This window comes from Pelodictyon clathratiforme (assembly GCF_982375515.1).
The window spans coordinates 996,689-1,015,530 of record NZ_OZ455102.1 but is presented as its reverse complement, the minus strand read 5'-3'; the positions used below and the strand labels follow the sequence as shown (position 1 = coordinate 1,015,530).

General features: G+C 49.3%; 24 protein-coding genes. 12 read left to right on the top strand and 12 right to left on the bottom strand.

All coding sequences use genetic code 11. From position 1 onward, the window contains the following. Positions 1-11 precede the first annotated feature (11 nt). The 8 genes from AC56AD_RS04925 to AC56AD_RS04890 form a co-directional block, all read right to left on the bottom strand. On the bottom strand, positions 12-1,361 hold the full coding sequence (locus AC56AD_RS04925) for a BCD family MFS transporter (protein WP_041526697.1): 1,350 nt from the start codon (positions 1,359-1,361) through the stop codon (positions 12-14). Between the two features lie 96 nt (positions 1,362-1,457). Beyond that, the gene (recD2, locus tag AC56AD_RS04920; RefSeq protein ID WP_012507767.1) at positions 1,458-3,674 is read right to left on the bottom strand and encodes an SF1B family DNA helicase RecD2; all 2,217 of its coding nucleotides are present in this window, start codon (positions 3,672-3,674) and stop codon (positions 1,458-1,460) included. Beyond that, complete coding sequence (locus AC56AD_RS04915; RefSeq protein ID WP_041526696.1) at positions 3,671-4,087, bottom strand: hypothetical protein; 417 nt, start codon at positions 4,085-4,087, stop codon at positions 3,671-3,673. The genes recD2 and AC56AD_RS04915 overlap by 4 nt, the downstream gene beginning before the upstream one ends. A 78-nt stretch (positions 4,088-4,165) precedes the next feature. Then, a complete protein-coding gene (locus AC56AD_RS04910; protein ID WP_012507765.1) occupies positions 4,166-4,684 on the bottom strand; it encodes a DinB family protein in 519 nt (172 codons plus the stop codon). 35 nt (positions 4,685-4,719) lie between these two features. Further along, a complete protein-coding gene (locus tag AC56AD_RS04905) occupies positions 4,720-5,112 on the bottom strand; it encodes a helix-turn-helix domain-containing protein (RefSeq protein WP_012507764.1) in 393 nt (130 codons plus the stop codon). Then, positions 5,109-5,366, bottom strand: a complete 258-nt coding sequence (locus tag AC56AD_RS04900) for a type II toxin-antitoxin system RelE family toxin (protein ID WP_012507763.1) — start codon at positions 5,364-5,366, stop codon at positions 5,109-5,111. The genes AC56AD_RS04905 and AC56AD_RS04900 overlap by 4 nt, the downstream gene beginning before the upstream one ends. A 69-nt stretch (positions 5,367-5,435) precedes the next feature. Further along, positions 5,436-6,608 (bottom strand): M24 family metallopeptidase, encoded by a 1,173-nt coding sequence (locus AC56AD_RS04895; protein ID WP_012507762.1) that lies wholly within the window; start codon positions 6,606-6,608, stop codon positions 5,436-5,438. 169 nt (positions 6,609-6,777) lie between these two features. Then, entirely contained in the window at positions 6,778-7,695 is a 918-nt protein-coding gene (locus tag AC56AD_RS04890) for a C1 family peptidase (RefSeq protein WP_012507761.1), read from the bottom strand. Positions 7,696-8,094: 399 nt separating this feature from the next. Between AC56AD_RS04890 and AC56AD_RS04885 the strand changes: the two genes are divergently transcribed. The 4 genes from AC56AD_RS04885 to AC56AD_RS04870 all read left to right on the top strand — a co-directional run bounded on the left by AC56AD_RS04885 (position 8,095) and on the right by AC56AD_RS04870 (position 12,515). Continuing rightward, positions 8,095-9,789 carry an ABC transporter substrate-binding protein gene (locus AC56AD_RS04885; protein WP_041526433.1) on the top strand — a complete coding sequence of 565 codons (1,695 nt, stop codon included), beginning with the start codon at positions 8,095-8,097 and terminating at the stop codon, positions 9,787-9,789. Positions 9,790-9,898: 109 nt separating this feature from the next. Next, positions 9,899-10,372, top strand: coding sequence for a 2-vinyl bacteriochlorophyllide hydratase (gene bchF, locus AC56AD_RS04880; protein ID WP_012507759.1), 474 nt, complete (start codon positions 9,899-9,901; stop codon positions 10,370-10,372). Between the two features lie 15 nt (positions 10,373-10,387). Beyond that, positions 10,388-11,392 (top strand): chlorophyll synthesis pathway protein BchC, encoded by a 1,005-nt coding sequence (bchC, locus tag AC56AD_RS04875; RefSeq protein WP_012507758.1) that lies wholly within the window; start codon positions 10,388-10,390, stop codon positions 11,390-11,392. A gap of 10 nt (positions 11,393-11,402) precedes the next feature. Beyond that, entirely contained in the window at positions 11,403-12,515 is a 1,113-nt protein-coding gene (locus AC56AD_RS04870; protein ID WP_012507757.1) for a chlorophyllide a reductase iron protein subunit X, read from the top strand. 35 nt (positions 12,516-12,550) lie between these two features. On the opposite strand, the gene AC56AD_RS04865 is transcribed toward AC56AD_RS04870, so the two are convergent. The 3 genes from AC56AD_RS04865 to AC56AD_RS04855 all read right to left on the bottom strand — a co-directional run bounded on the left by AC56AD_RS04865 (position 12,551) and on the right by AC56AD_RS04855 (position 13,337). After that, the gene (locus tag AC56AD_RS04865) at positions 12,551-12,742 is read right to left on the bottom strand and encodes a Txe/YoeB family addiction module toxin (protein WP_263053223.1); all 192 of its coding nucleotides are present in this window, start codon (positions 12,740-12,742) and stop codon (positions 12,551-12,553) included. Positions 12,743-12,824: 82 nt separating this feature from the next. Beyond that, complete coding sequence (locus AC56AD_RS04860) at positions 12,825-13,082, bottom strand: DUF2281 domain-containing protein (RefSeq protein ID WP_012507756.1); 258 nt, start codon at positions 13,080-13,082, stop codon at positions 12,825-12,827. 39 nt (positions 13,083-13,121) lie between these two features. Then, on the bottom strand, positions 13,122-13,337 hold the full coding sequence (locus AC56AD_RS04855; protein ID WP_012507755.1) for a hypothetical protein: 216 nt from the start codon (positions 13,335-13,337) through the stop codon (positions 13,122-13,124). A gap of 428 nt (positions 13,338-13,765) precedes the next feature. On the opposite strand from AC56AD_RS04855, the gene nadS reads away from it, so the two are divergent. From nadS to rhuM, 8 genes are read left to right on the top strand one after another with little or no spacing between them, the layout of a single operon-like run. Beyond that, complete coding sequence (nadS, locus tag AC56AD_RS04850) at positions 13,766-14,053, top strand: NadS family protein (protein ID WP_012507754.1); 288 nt, start codon at positions 13,766-13,768, stop codon at positions 14,051-14,053. 34 nt (positions 14,054-14,087) lie between these two features. Next, positions 14,088-14,240 (top strand): N-6 DNA methylase, encoded by a 153-nt coding sequence (locus AC56AD_RS04845; RefSeq protein WP_263053222.1) that lies wholly within the window; start codon positions 14,088-14,090, stop codon positions 14,238-14,240. Further along, on the top strand, positions 14,221-14,556 hold the full coding sequence (locus AC56AD_RS04840) for an N-6 DNA methylase (RefSeq protein ID WP_049759895.1): 336 nt from the start codon (positions 14,221-14,223) through the stop codon (positions 14,554-14,556). The genes AC56AD_RS04845 and AC56AD_RS04840 overlap by 20 nt, the downstream gene beginning before the upstream one ends. Further along, positions 14,553-15,641, top strand: a complete 1,089-nt coding sequence (gene dinD, locus AC56AD_RS04835; RefSeq protein ID WP_012507753.1) for a DNA damage-inducible protein D — start codon at positions 14,553-14,555, stop codon at positions 15,639-15,641. The genes AC56AD_RS04840 and dinD overlap by 4 nt, the downstream gene beginning before the upstream one ends. Then, positions 15,628-15,891, top strand: a complete 264-nt coding sequence (locus AC56AD_RS04830) for a hypothetical protein (RefSeq protein ID WP_012507752.1) — start codon at positions 15,628-15,630, stop codon at positions 15,889-15,891. Before dinD ends, AC56AD_RS04830 begins: the two co-directional genes overlap by 14 nt. Continuing rightward, on the top strand, positions 15,873-16,706 hold the full coding sequence (locus tag AC56AD_RS04825) for an HAD family hydrolase (protein ID WP_012507751.1): 834 nt from the start codon (positions 15,873-15,875) through the stop codon (positions 16,704-16,706). Before AC56AD_RS04830 ends, AC56AD_RS04825 begins: the two co-directional genes overlap by 19 nt. An 11-nt stretch (positions 16,707-16,717) precedes the next feature. Beyond that, positions 16,718-17,461, top strand: a complete 744-nt coding sequence (locus tag AC56AD_RS04820; protein ID WP_012507750.1) for a Fic family protein — start codon at positions 16,718-16,720, stop codon at positions 17,459-17,461. Then, a complete protein-coding gene (gene rhuM, locus AC56AD_RS04815) occupies positions 17,458-18,303 on the top strand; it encodes a RhuM family protein (protein ID WP_012507749.1) in 846 nt (281 codons plus the stop codon). Before AC56AD_RS04820 ends, rhuM begins: the two co-directional genes overlap by 4 nt. Positions 18,304-18,323: 20 nt before the next feature. Here the strand turns inward: rhuM and AC56AD_RS04810 are convergent, their stop codons facing one another. Further along, positions 18,324-18,839 (bottom strand): YbjN domain-containing protein, encoded by a 516-nt coding sequence (locus tag AC56AD_RS04810; RefSeq protein ID WP_012507748.1) that lies wholly within the window; start codon positions 18,837-18,839, stop codon positions 18,324-18,326. Positions 18,840-18,842 lie beyond the last annotated feature (3 nt).

The window sequence follows — 18,842 nt, the reverse complement described above, 5'->3', positions numbered from 1 at the left end:
CCATTTTACCGTCAGCCAGCCTTCGCTGTAACGGCGAACTCCGACATTTTCGCTTCGCTCTCGGCCTCAAACGCCTCCTTGGAAATATGGGGCAACAAGAGGCTTGATGCCGTGAAGGCAAGGATCTCAATAACAAATATGACGGCATAGGCCAACATGTGGTTACCGGAAAGGGTATAGACCACATCGCGGATCACACCGGCGCCGGAATGACCGATAAAGATGGCAAGGCTCTGGGCGGTGCCCCAGAGGCCGATATAGATGCCGCTGCGACCCGCTGTCATGTTCATCATCATCGAGATGTTGGAAACACTTGCCGCACCGAGGCCCATACCGGTCACGACAAGACCGATTCGAAGCAGTGACTGGTCGTGCATGAAACCTGCGGCAATGATGACAGCGAATCCGATAGCACTGAACGTATTACCGAAATAGGCACCCCGCTTGAACCCTATCCGTGAAAGCAGAAAGCCGGTAACAAGCATGAAAATAAGCTGGGTACCGCCCATCATCGGTTTGAACAGCTTGGTCGTTTCTGAAACCGGCATCCCGAAAACTTCCGCACCAAAAGGATCCATAACAACTTCGTTGGCAAAGAGCGCAAAGATGGAGATGAAAATGTAGAAGGCGAACTGCAGCGTCCTTGGAGACGAGGAGAGCAGGCGCACCGACTGGAAAAAGCTGATGCTGTGCTTCCCTTTGCCCTGAGCAGCTTCCGCATTGCGGTTTTCTACACCGAGAACGGCCACAAGCCCGAAACAGAGTGTGATGAGACCGCCGATTTCAGCCACCTGCGTCAGCCGCTCAGGAGTAAAAACCTTCAGATAATTGCCGATGTTCCAGTTCGAAATGATAGCAGTCAGAACCATGAGGGTCCAGCTCGCTCCGGTTATCTTGCCGATATGCTCTTCAGGCACAACATCAGCAATCAGTGCGTAATATGCCGTGGTCGCAACCTGCAGACCGAAACCGAACAGAAGGAAAATGAAGGCGAGCTTCCACAGACCGATATCGGTCAGGAGAGCTGGCAGCATCTCCGAAAATGCTGTACCGCCTATCTTCACTTCATAGGCCGCTGCAGGTGAAAGCACAAAGGCAACAACGCAGCTCAAAAGCCCAAGAAGAATATACGGTGTCCTGTGATAACCGAAAATGCTGAATCGGTCCGACAAGTTGCCGATCCATACCTTGACGCCGAAAATGGCCAGAAGCTCCTTAAGGCTTATAAGCCCCAGCGCGATAGTTGCCGGCAGCAACAGCTCCTTGATCATGACCCGGTTCAGGATATCCTGAATGAAGCCGAGCATGAGGCCGAAACCCATCTGGAACATACAAAGACGTACCAGATTGAATGTCTTCACGATCTTCATAAAACAGCGCTAATGATTTCGGAAATACCGGCCAGCTTGCACTCAGCAGGAACGAATGGCACGCAATATAACAAAAAAGCCGGATGATTACTGACGCAGGTGATCGTCCGTTCCCTCCGCAAGCAGAGCGGCAAGACCGGTCAACCTTTGCGAAGAACGTTTGTTGCCGACAGCCATCGAAATTGCTTTCGGATCTCCGATAAGCATCACCAGTTTTTTCGCCCGTGTCACGGCTGTATAGATCAGGTTTCGCTCAAGCAGCGTATAGTGCTGCATGGAGAGCGGTATCACCACCGCCGGGTACTCCGACCCCTGACTCTTGTGGATCGTGATGGCATAGGCAAGAGCAATTTCATCAAGCGAGCCAGACTCATAGAGCACCTCCCGGCCATCATAGAGGACCCGAATCGTGCTCTCCTCTTCGTCCACAACCGCAATACGCCCGATATCGCCGTTAAAAACCTCCTTGTCGTAGTTGTTGACCACCTGAATCACCTTGTCCCCCTCGGCATACGTGGTTCCAAAACGCACAATTTTTCTGACAGCGCCGGGATTCAGCCGTTCCTGCAGCAGCGAATTCAGCGCTACCGTACCAAGCGGCCCCTTGTTCATGGGGGTCAGCACCTGAATATCCTGCAGCGGATCCATGCCGAATCGCCCGGGGATACGTTCAGCCACCACCAGCAGAAGCCTGCGCTGAATATCCGCCGTGCTTTCTGACGGCACCACATAAAAGTCAGAAAGCTCAGCGCCTGCCGTTGAGTCAGGAGGAGAAACCACAAACTCCCCGCGATTAATCCGGTGAGCATTGACAATGATCAAGGAGCTCTCAGCCTGACGAAAAATTTCTGTCAATCGCACCACAGGGAGTACGCCCGAATTGATCATATCGGCAAGCACAAACCCAGGGCCAACCGGAGGAAGCTGATCAACGTCACCCGCAAAAATAAGGGCTGAACGCCGGGAAACAGCCGCCAGCAAACGGTTCATCAACACCACATCAATCATGGAGGCTTCATCAACAATCACCAGATCAGCTTCCAGCGGATAAGAACTTCCCCGTCTGAATTCGCGAGCAAAGGGATCGAATTCAAGCAGCCGGTGAATGGTTTTCGCCTCCATTCCGGTAGATTCAGCAAGCCGTTTGGCCGCCCTGCCCGTTGGAGCGCAAAGCACAAACTTCAGCTTTCCGCTATCAAGAATCTTCAAAATGGTATTAATGATCGTCGTCTTGCCCACCCCCGGCCCGCCGGTAATAACCATGAACTTGCTTGAGAGCGCAAGAGCAACCGCGTTACGTTGTGATTCCGAAAGCTCAAGAGCAGAAAGCTTCTCCGCTTCAGGGATAACCGTTGCCGGATCAAGCGTTCCCCAGGGAAGCGCACCCTGCATAATCCGGCTGATACTTTTGGCAACTCCCCTCTCAGCTTTATACAGCGACGCGAGGTAATAACTCTTTTCTCCCTCCTCCTCAACGGCGACAATGGTGCCGATAGAGAGCTCCTGCCGGAGAGCATCTTCAAGCACCGGCTCAGGAATATCGAGAAGCTTCCTGCAGGCCGCAAGCAGCATTAGCTCCGGAACCCGGCAATGCCCCTCAAGCGAAAGCTCCTGAAGCGCATAACTGATACCTGCACGCGCCCTCAGCGGAGAGTCAGAAGTCATGCCAAGATTCCGGGCAATCTGGTCGGCTGTCCGAAAACCAATTCCCGGAATATCAAGGATGAGGCGGTATGGATTGGCACTCACCACCGCCACAGCCTCATCACCATAAACACGAAAAATCCGGACAATTCGCGACGTGCTCACCCCGTGAGAGTGAAGAAAGAGCATGATTTTCTTAATCGCCTTCTGCTCCGCCCAGCCAGCAACAATCTGCTGTAACTTTTTTTTACCAACACCGGGAAGCCCAAGCAGTTGTTCAGGATGATCTTCAATAACCGTAAAAACCTCCATTCCATAAGTCCGCACAAGCACTTTTGCCAGACGGTGCCCAACTCCCTTGACCATGCCGGAGGAGAGATATTTTGTGATTCCCTCAAGCGTATCGGGAGGAACAACTACGAGATGCGTCGCCTTAAACTGTAAACCCCAGCTCTTGTCGTTATGCCAGCAACCAACCGCCTCAATATGCTGGCCCATTGTGACGGAAGCAACATAACCCACAACGGTCACCGCATCACTCTCCCCTTTTCTACTGAGGCGCAAAACGCTGAACCCCGACAATTCGCTGAAAAAGCTCACCTTTTCAACAATACCGGTAATGCGCTTCTCACCGGGAGAGAGGGTGGAACTCGCATTCATGAAATGACTTTCAAGTATTCATTCTTTCGCAGACGAAGCCACGGCATGAGAGCGAATACCAGAAGTAAGACAAGATAGACCGAACCGGATACCTTGTCCCGACTGGCGATGTACGCAACCAGCGTTTGCTCCTGCAGGAGTGTGGCAAGACCCAGTTCCGCGAAGACGGAAAGAGCAAGCGCAAGAAAACCGACCAGCAACGACGTCCCTGCCTGATTGATTTCCGGAAAGCGCCGCAAAATATAGCCTGCAGAGTAGAAGATGACAAAGGCCATGATCGGCATTTCCGCCAGCTCCGCCCAACGCTCGCCAAGACGAGGCACAAGGAACGGTACCCGAAAGGAACCAAGCACAAAGCCCGTACCAAGCACGAATGCGAAATAGAGAAACCCGGCACGAATGATTTTTTGCATGGTACAGTTACCGATGTATCTGATTGCGAAACCTGACATTGTTAACCATCTAAAAACTCATTGGTCACGCACGACTGATCAGGAATTTATGGGCCATACAGGTGATGGTTTGCGGGCCCAGACCCAGGCAATAAAGTCCGTCATCGGCGGATCAATACCAAGTTCACGAAGCCGGGAACTCACCTGCCCCCGGTGGTAAGAGCTGTGGGCGGTTACCTGAAGGAGCGTCTGGCCGAGCGAGGGATTGGCAATTTCAAAACCAAGATTGTCGCTCACTTGCTTTGACCAAGGCAAGTGCACAACACGGTCCAGATCATCGGCAGAAAGAGTATTCTGAAATTCCTGAATCTCCCTATGAAGTGATTTGGCGAAACCGGACAGTTCATGTGCGTTGAATGAGTCAGTTATATGCGGGTTGATAGGCTGATTTAGCCAGACATCAAAAAAGACTTTCTGAACCAGATGAATATGGCGGAGCCTCTTCAACAGGACTTCGTCCTCCTCCGCTTGCGGTTTTCCGAGAATCGCCAAAAACACAACAGCGTCGGCCCATTCCATATGGCGTACAAGCTCTTCAATTATTGCGGTTGAATCCATGACGATTCTCTCCGTTTGTTTTCACCATAACTGAATCATTTGTCAGTCTGAAACACAATATCATCCAGCGTTACGTTCAGCGCTTTGGCGACAGCCAATAACACCTCCGTAGTTCCGGTGCGTTTACTGGTTTCAATTTGAGAGAGATATGGCGTACTTATTCCAACAGTTTCCGCCAATTGCTGTTGAGTCAATCCGCGATATTCGCGCCATACTTTGATTGGATTTTCACCATCCAATAAAGCAAAAGTAACTTCACCGGGAATAAGCTCTTCTTTGCCTTGATCAATGGCCGTTTTGACAGAATCATAATCGCGTATATCCTGCAACATTTCCGCGTCATCAGTAAGTTGCACGTATAGGTCATACGGCAATACGGCCCATTCCGGCTTGCCATCGCGTTCGATTACTTGTACAGGTGCGTTCATCGGTAGACCTCTCCGCGTTGCGCTATTTTCAAGACCAAGACCACTAATTTATCATTTTGGATTTCGTAGATCACTCTCCAATCCCCTATTCGTAACCGATAGCCAGAACGGTTTTGCAGCTTTTTCGCATTTGCAATTGGTGCATAGGAATCAGCCGCTAATTGCTCCAATTTCTGACATACCTGTACTGCCGTGCTCCCGGGTAGTCGTAAGAGTGCTTTTTGAGCTTCTTTGGTGAAAATTATTTTATACACGTCAATATATTAGCATAATGCAAATAAAACACCAAGGAAAAAAGAGCGCTTAAATAGGTTTCAGGAAGTTCATGCCCCCAGAAACACAATGTCATCCGGCAGATCACTCAACCGGAGGCCGCCATCATCAGTGACGGCAAAGGTATTTTCGATGCCGATCACCCCTTTGCCGGGGATGACAAACTTGGGTTCGACCGCAATCACCTGTCCTGCCTGCAAGGGCATGGTAAAGCCTTTGGCAAGCACAGGCAGCTCATCGAGTTCGAGGCCCACACCGTGACCAACAAATTTCGCCTGCTCTCCCGGCATACCCATAAAGCAGGAGCCAAGTCCAGCTTTTTCGGCCATTGCTGCGGCGGCAAAAAAGAGCTCTTCGCAGATAGCGCCGGGTTTCATGCCCCGACGTACCAGCTCCTGGATCTCGATTGCAACATCAAAAGCCCGCTGCAGTTCCGCGTCAAGCGTTCCGATAACAAACATGCGGGTCATATCAGAGATATATCCATTGAACACCCCTCCGAAATCAAGAAGAATCGGCTGGTTGACCCTGATTTCATCGCAGGAAGCCCCGTGCGGCGAAGCACTCGACAACCCTTTTCCCGTCACCGGGCCGTCAAAAAATCCGCCGTTTAACCCTCCGGAGGAAACAGCCAGACCAAAGAAAAGCTCTTGATTGAAAGCACGCATCCGCACATAGCCCTCATGGCCTGCCTTGCGGAGGCGGTATTCCATTTCTGCCGACAGATCAAGCTCCCGCATCCCCGCTTTGAGAAACTGCGGCACCTCGGCAAAAACCGACGCAAGCTTGCCCGCGCTCAACCGGAGCTGCTCAAGCTCAAAAGGTGACTTGACCGAACGGAGTTCACGCAGCATCATGGAGATATCCACAAACGTTCGCCCCGGAAGCGCCCGACTGTAAAAAAGATGCTGCTGAACCGGAATGGCGTCAAAGGTCATGCCGATAGTGGATAGATCCTCACTGAAGACGGAGGCAAATTCCTTGCTTGAAGGAAAAGGGCGAATTGCCGCAATTGGGCTCTCATCCATTGCACGTGAAAGACTTTTACGTACCAGGAGCAAGGGTTCACCTTCAGCCGGAATCCAGAGTATGGCATTCTGGCGTGTACCGGCAAAATAGTAAACGTCAATCGGCATGATGAAAAGGGCTGCATGAATATCCTTGCTCCGGAGCATTACCTGCAACCGGAATACCCGCTCTTGTGATTCGGTTTTTGTCAGCATAGTTTATTCTTCAAGTGCATTGGCAAAATGGGGATGCTCTTTATTGCCAATAATATACCGTTTCGCAGCAAGCTGGCGAAAGGAATCTCATCTGGCATCTTCCCGGGATGAGTCAAAGCCCCTCTTCAAGGCTAAAACCGGAAAAGGGGCTGACACAGAGCGGAAAAGGTCATGCTTTGAATTCGCCGGTGTCGATCCACTCATTTTTAAGCAGCGACCACCAGTCAACAGCCAATCCTTTCAGGACATATTCATAGGGTAACCAGCCATAACCGTTGTCGCCCCAGCCTTTTCCCCAGGAGTTTCTGATGAGCAGGGCGCCTTTGGTTTCCACCCCCTTGGGATTGGTATTCTTGATTTTTATGGTGTCATCATAACCAACAGCATCAACAGCATGTCCACCAGCAATTTTTTCTCCAGAAGTCGGAAACGGTATTTTTCCGGTTTTGGCAGCCTGCGATATCGAGTTAAAAACAGTAAAACCAAACATCAAAGGAATACCTGCCGACAAATTTGCCTTGATCTGTGTCAGCAATACATCTTTGGCTACCCCTATCGGATCAAGACGGTAATAGCTTATAGCCTGGAAGTTCTGGGCAAAGGCATAACAGAACGCCGACGGTTCTTTGTCGTAATCAGCAACCACATAGGGCAGATACTCTTCCGGTGGCAAACCAAAAAGAACCATAGCGCCCATGGTTGAGCGAAGAAATGCTCCGGTATCTCCCGTCCAGTGCAGAAGGTTCCTCGTGCTCTTGTAAAGAAAAAGGCGGGATGCATCAATATGTTTTCCAAATGCCCGTCTTTCAAAATACTCGACAATCCCAATTCCTGCGTGTGCCGTGCATGAACCAATTGATTCCTGGTTTTCAATCGGAGAGCACCATTGCCGTAGATCGACAGAAGCTGGCACTGAAAGTTTCGCTGGCTTGGCAACCCCCGATTTTGCAAGCATGGCTTTTATGGAATCTTCTTGCCCATACAGCCTGAGAGATGATGAAATTTGATTGTGATCTGCCGTATAATCCCTGAAATCAGGATAATCCGGCAACCACCCCATTCCCGATACTTCCAAAAATTGGTCCATAGATCCTCCAGTTTTTCTTAATGTTACTGACTGATTTTTAAAACTCTTCTCCCTGTTTCTCCGACCGGCAGCGCTTCTCCGTCAAACCTTCGATGTTCAACTTTTTGGCCATTCCACACTCTTCCACTTACTTGCACCGCACTTGTTTATCTCATTGTTTCTATCGTGTGATCGTAAAAAAGAGTCACAAGAAGAGAATTTACACGTATTCAACAAATAACGTAACAGCGCCAGACAAATAAAACCTCTTTTTTACCACCTTCTCCGTCAAACGAAATGGTTGCCCACACCCTCAAGCCATAACGAAGCAGGGTAAACATTGACACCCCTCATATTGTCAATTGTCCATTGTTTTCCCTACCTTGTGTTCAGCATTATCAACATCAATCCATGTGTGGAATGAGACGACCCATCATCCGAAAAATCCTCACGGTGGCAGGAATCCTTCTGCTTCTTGCCGAAATCTCCGCCTGCCAGCAGAAGAACGACAAGATCCGCAAGGAGCAGATTGTTATCGGCGTTTCGGCTGACTTCGACTACCTCAATCCCCTGCTCATCCAGCTCTCCATGTCACGAGAGGTGTGCTCGCTGCTCTATCCTTCGCTGGTCAAGCCCTCCTACGATGAAAAAAAGGGGGCGATAACCTTTCGGCCCAATACGGCCAAAAGCTGGGAGTTTTCCGGTGACGGAAAAAAAGCAACCTTCAATTTACGCAGCGATGCCGTTTGGGAAGACGGAAAAAAGGTGACCTCGCATGATTTCAAGTACTCCTATGCCCTCTACAAGAACCCCAAAATAGCCAGTTCACGGCAGCACTACCTCAACGACCTGCTGCTGCTTCCCGATGGAACGGCTGATATCGAACGCGCTGTTGAAACCCCCGACGATTCCACGCTTGTACTCCATTTCAGCAAAGCGATGGCAGAGGAAATTGTGCTCGACCATTTCAATGATTTAATGCCGGTAGCGGAGCATCTCTTCAAAGCATACTCACCAGACGATATCCGATCAAAAGCTGCTGAAATACCGGTAGTGAGCGCGGGGCCCTTCAAGGTTAAAGAGTGGGCACGCCAATCGAAGCTGGAACTTGTCACCAACCCCACTTCACATCTTCCCCGGCCTGCAACCATAAAAAACATGGTTTTTCTGGTTGTACCTGAATACACCACCCGTCTGGCCATGCTGAAATCAGGACAGATCGATGCTATGATTTCGGCAGGAGGAATCAACCCCAAAGATATCAGGGAGCTGGTAAAAAGCTCACCCTCAATTGTCATCAAGCCCGTCAAAAACCGTTATTTCGACAGTATCGTCTGGCTTAACATCGACGGAGAGAGCTGGCGCAACAGTCACAAAGTGGTGCCGAACGCCCTCTTTGGCGACAAAGTGGTGCGCCAGGCGCTTACACTTGCCATTGATCGGCAGTCCATTATCGATGGCTTCATGGGGCCGGAGCACGCCACCATCGTCAACACATCGCTTTCACCAGCCTACCGAGAAATTGCTGACACCTCTCTTGACCCATACGGTTACAACCCTCAGAAAGCGACCGCTCTCTTGCGCTCCGCCGGATGGGCACCAGGCCCCGACGGTATCCTGCAGAAAAATGGCAAAAAATTCTCCTTTGAGCTTGCAGCACCGGTCGGCAACCCACGGCGCAACTATGCAGCAACCATTGTTCAGCAAAACCTCCGGGAAATCGGCATTGAGTGCCACCTGAAATTTGACGAAAGCCTTATTTTCAACAAAAACCAGAACGAGTTCCGCTACGATGCCGCCCTTTCAGGCATGGCTGCAGAAACACTCCCTTTCCAGCTTATTATCTGGGGCTCTGACTTTGCCCATCGACCATTCAACTCTTCCGCCTTTCAGAACAGGGAACTTGACACCATTATCGGAGAGCTGAGCCGTCCCCTGCCCTCTGTACGCAGCCTTGCACTCTGGAAAAGCTATCAGAAAATTCTGCACGATGAACAGCCCAGAAGCTTCCTCTACTACTACGATGAGCTTGAAGGAATAAACAACCGGGTCAAAAACACCAATATCAACCTTATCGCCACGCTCTACAACGCATGGGAGTGGAGCGTGCAATAAAAAGAGAGTTCGGCACTGTTTGCCGCCAGTGCCGTTTTTTACTATATTCAACTACTTTTTTCCAAAGCAGTTAAAGAATTTCCGCCACCATCAGTGAACTCATTGTTTTATGCCTCGTTACACACCTGAACAACTGGAACGAAGAAATGCATCCGTCTGGACAAAAGTACAGGGAATCCTTGCACCTATCCAGTTCGTCATGTTTCTTGCCGGCCTTACGGTCACCTGGCTCTACCAATCCCACAACGGGATCGACAACTTCGCATGGATCACCTTTTTTGTCACCCTGAAAACCCTCATGCTTGTCCTGATTTTTGTGACAGGAGGTTTTTTTGAGCTGGAGGTTTTTGGCCAATTTGCCTTTGTTCATGAATTCTTCTGGGAGGATTTCGGCAGCGCCATCGCCATGGTGGTGCATCTGTCCTACTTTATCCTCTTCTTTATGGGGCTCGATGAAAGCACGCTTATCTGGACTGCGCTGCTTGCCTATCTCAGTTATCTTGTCAATGCGGCACAATTTGTCATCCGTCTGCTTCTTGAAAAGCACAACGAAAAAAAGCTCAAACAGCGCCAGGCTGCCTGATCACCCAAAATCATTATGAAAGCAAAAGCCATTGTCTTCAGCGGTGTACGCCAGATTGAACTCTGTGAGGTGACCCTGAAATCCCTCTCTTCCACTGATGTGCTGGTTGAAACATGGTGGTCGTCAATCAGCACCGGCACGGAAAAAATGGCCTATAATGGCCTGATTCCCTCCTGGCCCTTCATCTTTCCCTTTATTCCGGGATATGAAACGGTCGGAAAAATTATTCAGGCGGGCGACCATGTCAACCAAAGTCTGATCGGAAAATTCGCCTATGTAGCCGGCTCATTCGGCTATGAAGGAGTCAATGCTGCTTTCGGTGGAGCTTCGGAATATATCGCCTGCCCGGTCGAGAGCATAACCGTACTCGACAACATCGAAAATCCAAAGTGCGGCATCGCCCTCCCGCTTGGCGCAACCGCCCTGCACATTGTTGACCTGGCTCAGGTTGAAAACAAAAAGGTGCTGGTACTTGGTCAGGGAGCGGTAGGCATTCTTGCCGCTGAACTGGCAAAGCTTATGGGTGCCAAACTGGTGGCGGCAACCGAACCCAACAAAAAGAGGTTGCAGCTCTCATCGGCTGACCTGAAAGTTAATCCTGAAACAGAAGATGTTGCCGCTGCCCTTGCCGGACATGAGTTCGACGTTCTGATCGACAGTACCGGCATCATGAGCGCCATCGATACCGGCCTCCGCTTTCTGAAGTTTCAGGGAACCGTGATCTTTGGAGGCTATTACCAGCGAATCAACATCGACTACTCACAGGCCTTTCAGAAAGAGCTCTCCTTCATTGCTGCCAAACAGTGGGCCAAAGGCGATCTTGAGCGGGTACGAGAGCTGATTGCTCAGCAAAAACTCAATGCGGCAAGAATTTTCACCCATCAACATACCGTTGAAGAGGATATCACGGAAGCCTATCTGCAGGCATTCACCAATCCTGACTGCATGAAAATGATTCTGCTCTGGAAAACCGGAACACAACAGGAGGAGGCAGGATGCCCAATCACCGCAAAATCATAAACACGGCAGGATGGCAGCAAGAACCATAGCGATATACGGTAAAGGCGGTATAGGCAAAAGCTTTACAACCACAAACCTCAGTGCCACCTTTGCCCTGATGAACCAGCGGGTGCTCCAGCTCGGCTGCGACCCCAAGCACGACTCAACCACCTCCCTCTTCGGAGGCATCTCGCTGCCCACCGTAACTGACATCTTCGCCGAAAAAAACGCACAGAACGAGCAGCTCTCCATCAGCGATATCGTCTTCCGCCGCGACGTTCCGGACTTTCCCCAACCCATTTACGGCATCGAACTTGGCGGCCCCCAGGTTGGCCGGGGATGCGGCGGCAGGGGCATCATCTCAGGATTTGACGTGCTCGAAAAACTCGGAATCTTCAAGTGGGATATCGACATCATCCTGATGGACTTTCTTGGCGACGTCGTCTGCGGAGGATTTGCCACTCCCCTCGCCCGCTCACTCAGTGAAGAGGTCATTCTGGTCACCAACAACGACCGGCAATCCATCTTTACCGCCAACAACATCTGCCAGGCCAACAACTACTTCAGAACCATCGGCGGACAATCGCGCCTGCTCGGCCTCATCATCAACCGCGATGACGGCAGCGGCGTTGCCGAACGATATGCCGAGGCCGCAGGCATCACGGTACTCATGAAAGTGCCCTACAACGCCGACGCCCGCGACAAAGACGACAGCTTCGACTTCGCCATCCGCCTGCCCGAAATCCGGGAAAAATTTCACAAGCTCGCGCAGGACATTGTTGCCGACCGCATCACCCCCTGCGAAGCCGTCGGCCTCGACTTCATGGGCTTTGTCCGCCTCTTCGGCGAGGTCAGTAATGATGCGCCGCAACCGGCAACCGCTGATGAGCTTTTCGGGAGAAAGGCAAGCGATTCCGGCAATCAAACCGTTGCGGCAAAAAGCTCCCTCGAAAGTGACGACCTGAAAATGGCGCGTTGCATAGAAAAGCTCACCCCGGAACAGCAGGAGGTCTACCGGATGGTGGAGCTGGAAAAGAGAGCTATCGGCGAGATTGCCGAACTGACACAGCGCGAGGAGTCAGCGATTCGGGAGTTGCTTGCAAGTGCGCGGAAAGAGCTGACAAGGCTTTTCTTCGAGAACTAACAGCAACATAACTGCGGAATCAGGGTAGCTATACTTCATGGAATAAACATGTTGCGGTCAGGAGTCGCCATAATGACGCGAGCCGAGATCACAAAAACCGTTACCATACTTTCAGTGATTTCGTACACAATCCGATGCTGTTTGTTTACTCTTCTCGACCAGCAACCCGACAAACTTCCCTTCAATGCTTCTGGTTTACCAGTGCCTGTTTTCGGGTGAAGAGCCAACTCACTGAAAATATGGTCAAGTTTTCGAAGAATCGATTTGTCTCCGATTTTTTGCCAATATCCCGAGCTTCTTCAGAGACGACTACAGAATACTCTCCCATATGTTGTTGGGATCAGTTATTATTGTGACTCTCCCTTCCTTGATCTCTTTTCTGCCACGCTCAATTGCTTCGATGACCTTTGGATTGGCAAAATAGCTGTCCATATCGCTTGCTGTTTTTGCCAGTGATGATTTTGTCTTGTTTTTCTGCTTTAAAAATTCCGCAAAATCCAAGACCTCATGAAGCATTGGTTCCGGAAGCTCTTTAACCGCCTTGTATATTTTCTCTGCTGTTGTCATCAGCTCTCCTTGATCTAAATGCAAAATTCTTTCTGCAATTTAACGAATTTTACTGCCTGGTAGAGAAAAAGAGAACGATACCTGCCGGATTGTTGAGCTGAGCCAATCCACCCACGCTTCATAGATTATCACCGTAGCCATCGTATCAAACTCGCAATACTTTGTCAGGCCGTCTTTTATTGACTCGCGTTCATACTCCGTCAGCTTGCCTTCAAACCACATCCCGCTGCAATTCATGAAAGCCGCAGGCAGCATGCGTGAGCAAAGGCTCTACCCCGCTTTCGCAGGAAACGTGCGGTTCAATGCTAATGAAAATGGTTATCATTCGCGTTCAGTGGCTCTGTATGAAGCAGAAAGAATGGCGTTTTGTCTCATCACACGAAGGTTTTTGTTAGACTGGAAATTCGTGCTACGGGGCAGGGACAAGATTGCGCATTGAAGAAATTCTTTGACAAAGCCAATCCAATGGATTATAATTGAGCATGAATATTACCGTTGTAGAGCTGCCGAAATGCATCCGTAAAGCAGAAGTACTCGCATCATCTATTTTTACCACAACCCATCTATGCCGCGTTTTCTGTTATCGGCGTTCAGTAATAGTGAGCAAGGGAACTTGAGCAAATCAGAACGAAATGATCTGACCGGACTAACAAAACTTTTGGTTCAAAACTACAAGGAAAAAAATGGATAACGTATTTGAGAGTATAAAAAAAGGATTGGAAGAGGCTGTTGATTATTCGCAGGGGAAAAAGGTCACGGTCAGGGTTTTTCATCCCGAACCTGTAAACGTAAAAAGTATCCGGCAGGAAACACGCCTGACGCAGGATGAGTTTGCCGCCGCCTTCGGCATTAATGTCGCCACGCTAAGGCATTGGGAACGGGGTGACCGCAAACCGCACGGCCCGGCACTGGTACTGCTGAATCTTGTTAAAAAAGCTCCTGACACGGTATTGCAGGTGTTGAACAGTTGATGATACAGCGATTGAAAAAGAGGGGCGTGTTGCGGTGGTCGTTCCGCACGGTGTGCTGTTCAGGGGCGCTGCCGAGGGGCGTATTCGTCAGAAAGTGATCGAAGAAAACCTGCTTGATGCAGTAATCGGGCTGCCGGGCAATCTCTTTCCAACCGCCAACATTCCGGTTGCCATACTGGTGTTTTGACCGCTCCAGGGAAAAAAGCGGACACAGGGAGTCATGCAGGGAGATACTCTTTGTTGATGCCAGTCGGGAGTTTGTGTCGGGCAAGAATCAGAATACCCTTTCCGAAGAACAGGTCGAAAAATATGCCCATATTGCCAGCTTTACCGAGATACTGGAAAATGATTTCAACCTCAATATCCCCCGCTATGTGGATACCTTTGAAGAGGAAGAGGAGATTGATATTGATGCCATTCAGGCAGAAATTGACAAGCTGGAACAAGAGCTGGCAGAGGTGCGCCTGAAGATGGCCGAAAAACTCAAGGAGATTCAGCGATGACTGTAGCGGTTAAGGCAAAAGGGATCGAATTTAACCAGTTTAGTTTTAATTCCCCCGAATTCGAGGGAATTAAAAACGAAGCAGGCTTAAATCGTTTTGCGTTATCAGTCAAGCAGTGGGTAGAAAAAACAGGTTCCATTGGTATCGTTGCCAAAGCAGGTTATCCGTTATCCGTTCTCTATAGTCAACTGTTAATTTTAAAAAGAGATGCAGCCATGAGCAGCAAGGAAATAGAAAAAAGACATTACAAGACTTTTGAGGAGATTAAGCAGACTGGTAGAAATGGCTCAGACTATTGGATGGCTCGGCAACTGGCCAAGATTCTCGATTATGCGGAATTTCGCAATTTTTTACCGGTTATTGAGAAAGCTAAAAGGGCTTGTCAAAATAGCGGGCAACCGGTTGAAAACCATTTCGTGGAGATGCACGAGATGGTTCCGATTGGATCGGGTGCTGAGCGCAAAATGGAATCCTATGCGTTTTCCCGTTATGCCTGTTATCTGATTGTGCAGAATAGCGATCCTTCCAAGCCTGTTATCGCCAACGGTCAGACCTATTTCGCTATCCAGACGCGCCGGCAAGAGTTGGCTGACGATGAGGCTTTCAAGCGACTCAAGGAGGAGGAAAAACGCCTGTTTCTTCGTAACGAAATGCGCGAGCACAACAAACAATTGGTGGAAACTGCTCAACAGGCGGGGGTGGAAACCACTCTTGATTTTGCCATTTTTCAGAATCACGGTTACCAGGGACTTTATGGCGGACTGGATGCCAAGGGCATTCATCAACGCAAAGGTCTGAAAAAAAGTCAGCATATCCTCGATAATATGGGCAGCACAGAGTTGGCAGCCAATCTCTTTCGTGCTACGCAGACAGATGAAAAACTCCGCAGGGAAAATGTTCAGGGAAAGACCATGGCCAACAAGACTCATTTTGATGTCGGTAAAAAAGTACGCCAGACCATCAAGGAACTGGGCGGTACCATGCCCGAAGATTTACCGAAACCTGAAGAGGATCTGAAAAAACTGGAGCGACGGGCGCAATCCCCGGAGAAAAAGCTGGGTGGAGGCATGAATGAACTGGAATAGAGAGGAATCAAGAACGGATAATGTTCAGCTTGGAGGTGTGGCGATGAACATTCCGAATGATTGGAAGGTTAAACGCCTTGAGAAATTAGTGCCATTCAGGTTGCACAAACTATCGCAAGAAACCAGCAGTCAGATACAAAGATTCATGGATAGAACGGCCAGATCAGGGCTGGAACCAGCTATGGAAACGATCAATGCCCACCAAAGGATAAAAAATAGACTTAAACGATTATGGCAAAAAAACTGGTGAATATGGCGATTGCCTATGATTTCGATGGCACGTTGGCACCGGGTAACATGCAGGAGTATGATTTTATTCCAAAACTTCGCATGAAATCAAAGGGTTTCTGGGATGAGGTATCGTGCTATGCTCGGGAACAGAATGCTGATCAGATTCTGGCTTATATGTATCTGATGCTGAAAAAAGCTGAAAGTGCAGAGGTTCAGGTAAGAAAGAGTGATTTTCACAAATACGGTGAGCAGATACAACTTTTTCTCGGGGTGGCTGAATGGTTTCAGCGTATAAATGAGTATGGCAGGGCGAAAAATATCCGGGTCGAACACTACATCGTCTCGTCAGGTCTCAGGGAAATGGTTGAGGGAACCTCCATAGTCAAAGAGTTTAAGGCGATTTACGCTTCAGGTTTTATGTACGATCATCACGGTGTCGCACGCTGGCCAGCCCTTGCCATCAACTACACCACAAAAACTCAGTACCTTTTCCGGATCAACAAGGGCAGTCTGGAGGTGTATGATAACAGCGTCATCAACAGATATGTCTTGCCCGAAGAACGGCCAGTGCCCTTTGAAAACATGATTTTCATCGGAGACGGAGAAACCGATATTCCTTGTATGAGGCTAGTCAAGGAGCAGGGCGGACATTCGATCTCTGTGTATAATTCAAATAAAAATGGAGCTAAAAAAGCCGCAGAGCAATTGCTTTTTGACAAAAGGGTGACGCTCATTGCTCCTGCTGATTACCGTGAAGGCAAGATAATCGATCTGGCGGTGAAGGCGATGGTTGACAAGGTTGAAGCTCGATCGAAGATTTTTGGATTGATATAAACACGATTCTCATGCCTGATTTCAATATACTCGACAAGCTGAAACAAAGGCTTGACTCCTACCGGCCGCTGCCGCCGGAGATTGTTGCCAATCTTCACGAAGATCTTGTTCTGCGCTGGACGTACAACTCGAATGCTATCGAAGGCAATACCCTGACGCTCAAGGAGACGAAAGTTGCCCTTGAGGGAATAACGGTTGGTGGTAAAACCATCCGGGAGCATTTCGAGGCGATCAATCACCGGGAAGCCATCTATTATGTTGAAGCGATGGTTCAACCGCATGAGCCGCTCACGGAATGGAAGATCAAGTCGATCCATCAGTTGATCCTGAAGAATATCGATGATGCTCATGCTGGTGTGTACCGGAAAACCAATGTGATCATTGCCGGTGCCGATCACGTCCCGCCAGACGCCCTGCATGTTGAAAGCGAAATGCAAGGGTTCATCAACTGGTACAAAGAACAAGCGCCTTCGCTTCATCCAGTTGAACGAGCGGCAAGGGTTCATGCCGATTTTGTAAAAATCCATCCCTTCACTGATGGCAATGGCCGAACATCTCGCCTCTTGATGAACCTTGAGCTGATGAAGGACGGGTATCCGCCAGTGGTTCTTCCGGTAGAAAAGCGACTGGAGTACTACGAGGCTCTGGATGCCGCCCATACGAAGCAGGATTACGAGCCATTTCTGGCTCTGATCGCCGAGGTTGTCGAGGCAGGATTCAAACCATACTGGCACGCTTTGGGAGTACATCAATGACCAACTCCGACCTGCTTATCTACCAGGCCCCTGATGGTAGAATAAAAATAGATGTACGGCTTGATGATGAAACGGTCTGGCTGACACAGGCGCATCTATGTGAACTCTTTCAGAAGTCAAAAGCAACCATCAGCGAGCATATCAAGCATATCTTTGAAGAGGGTGAGTTGAACGAAGAGTCAGTTGTTCGGAATTTCCGAACAACTGCGACAGATGAGAAAAGCTATGATGTTCGATATTACAATCTGGACGTGATTATCTCGGTTGGCTACCGTGTCAAATCGCAGCAGGGCACGCGGTTCCGGATATGGGCGACGCAGCGGCTCAAGGAGTATATCGTAAAAGGTTTTTTGCTGAATGATGAGCGGTTCAAGAGTGGCAGTTCGATGAACTATTTTACGGAACTGCAGGAACGCATCCGCGAGATCCGGTTGTCGGAACATTTCTTTTACCAGAAGATCAAAGATATCTACACCACCAGCATCGATTATGATCCCGGAGCTGAAAGCACCATAGCCTTTTTCAAGGTGGTGCAGAATAAGTTACTCTGGGCAATCAGTACACAGACAGCAGCGGAACTGGTTTATCACCGTGCTGATGCTTCACTGCCACTGATGGGAATGCAATCTTTTGACAAAACGGGCGTACCTCTCCGCAAGGGCGATGTGAGTATCGCAAAAAATTATCTCAATGAAGGTGAAATCAAGTTGCTTGGCCTGCTGGTGGAGCAATACCTTGCTTTTGCGGAAGTGATGGCGCAGCAGCGAACGCCGATGTACATGAGGGATTGGATTCAGCGCCTCGATTCGATTATTCAGCTCAATCACATACTCAATAAATAACGCTTTTTTTGATCACCCTGTCACTGATCACCCATTTTTCTAACTCTTTCAATCTCTGCTTTCTTTTCAATATCCTCACGGATGGCTTCGTAGGATTTTTTTGTCAGAGAAACAAGGGCAATGGCTTCTGCATGCTGTTCAAACATATCTATGCCGTTTTCCAGCATATTCTTGATCAGGTTTTTTGATGGATCGGTGTCACTGACATCAATAATCTGACGGTAGCGTATGGTTCCATCGTCGTCAACGGCTATGCGTCCCCCATAAAGGTAATTGTTGTTGAAATAATTGAAGAGCATACAGGCATCAACATACTTTCCTTCATTCACCTTGAAGGGCGGGTAAAGAGTAAGCATGAGCCATTGCGACTTTTCAATGGTGTCGATAAAGAGCCGATATGTCTGGTTTTCTATGGTGATCCTGACTTCGGTAATGACCCGTAAGCCGGCATCACCCTCAAACCGTTCCTCGGTCTCAATCCCGTCTACCCAGCCAAGATCGGCGAGAAACTCTTCAACAAGTGTTGCAAGACGCATAAC

Coding starts and splice junctions, on each gene's coding strand:
- dinD (WP_012507753.1), top strand. CDS start 14,553: ATGACTGTAGCGGTTAAGGCAAAAGGGATCGAATTTAACCAGTTTAGT.
- AC56AD_RS04810 (WP_012507748.1), bottom strand. CDS start 18,839: ATGCGTCTTGCAACACTTGTTGAAGAGTTTCTCGCCGATCTTGGCTGG.
- bchF (WP_012507759.1), top strand. CDS start 9,899: ATGCCTCGTTACACACCTGAACAACTGGAACGAAGAAATGCATCCGTC.
- AC56AD_RS04825 (WP_012507751.1), top strand. CDS start 15,873: ATGGCAAAAAAACTGGTGAATATGGCGATTGCCTATGATTTCGATGGC.
- bchC (WP_012507758.1), top strand. CDS start 10,388: ATGAAAGCAAAAGCCATTGTCTTCAGCGGTGTACGCCAGATTGAACTC.
- AC56AD_RS04820 (WP_012507750.1), top strand. CDS start 16,718: ATGCCTGATTTCAATATACTCGACAAGCTGAAACAAAGGCTTGACTCC.
- AC56AD_RS04905 (WP_012507764.1), bottom strand. CDS start 5,112: ATGAACGCACCTGTACAAGTAATCGAACGCGATGGCAAGCCGGAATGG.
- AC56AD_RS04890 (WP_012507761.1), bottom strand. CDS start 7,695: ATGGACCAATTTTTGGAAGTATCGGGAATGGGGTGGTTGCCGGATTAT.
- AC56AD_RS04855 (WP_012507755.1), bottom strand. CDS start 13,337: ATGCTGCCTGCGGCTTTCATGAATTGCAGCGGGATGTGGTTTGAAGGC.
- AC56AD_RS04830 (WP_012507752.1), top strand. CDS start 15,628: ATGAACTGGAATAGAGAGGAATCAAGAACGGATAATGTTCAGCTTGGA.
- rhuM (WP_012507749.1), top strand. CDS start 17,458: ATGACCAACTCCGACCTGCTTATCTACCAGGCCCCTGATGGTAGAATA.
- AC56AD_RS04910 (WP_012507765.1), bottom strand. CDS start 4,684: ATGGATTCAACCGCAATAATTGAAGAGCTTGTACGCCATATGGAATGG.
- AC56AD_RS04895 (WP_012507762.1), bottom strand. CDS start 6,608: ATGCTGACAAAAACCGAATCACAAGAGCGGGTATTCCGGTTGCAGGTA.
- AC56AD_RS04915 (WP_041526696.1), bottom strand. CDS start 4,087: ATGCAAAAAATCATTCGTGCCGGGTTTCTCTATTTCGCATTCGTGCTT.
- AC56AD_RS04885 (WP_041526433.1), top strand. CDS start 8,095: ATGAGACGACCCATCATCCGAAAAATCCTCACGGTGGCAGGAATCCTT.
- AC56AD_RS04870 (WP_012507757.1), top strand. CDS start 11,403: ATGGCAGCAAGAACCATAGCGATATACGGTAAAGGCGGTATAGGCAAA.
- nadS (WP_012507754.1), top strand. CDS start 13,766: ATGGATAACGTATTTGAGAGTATAAAAAAAGGATTGGAAGAGGCTGTT.
- AC56AD_RS04860 (WP_012507756.1), bottom strand. CDS start 13,082: ATGACAACAGCAGAGAAAATATACAAGGCGGTTAAAGAGCTTCCGGAA.
- recD2 (WP_012507767.1), bottom strand. CDS start 3,674: ATGAATGCGAGTTCCACCCTCTCTCCCGGTGAGAAGCGCATTACCGGT.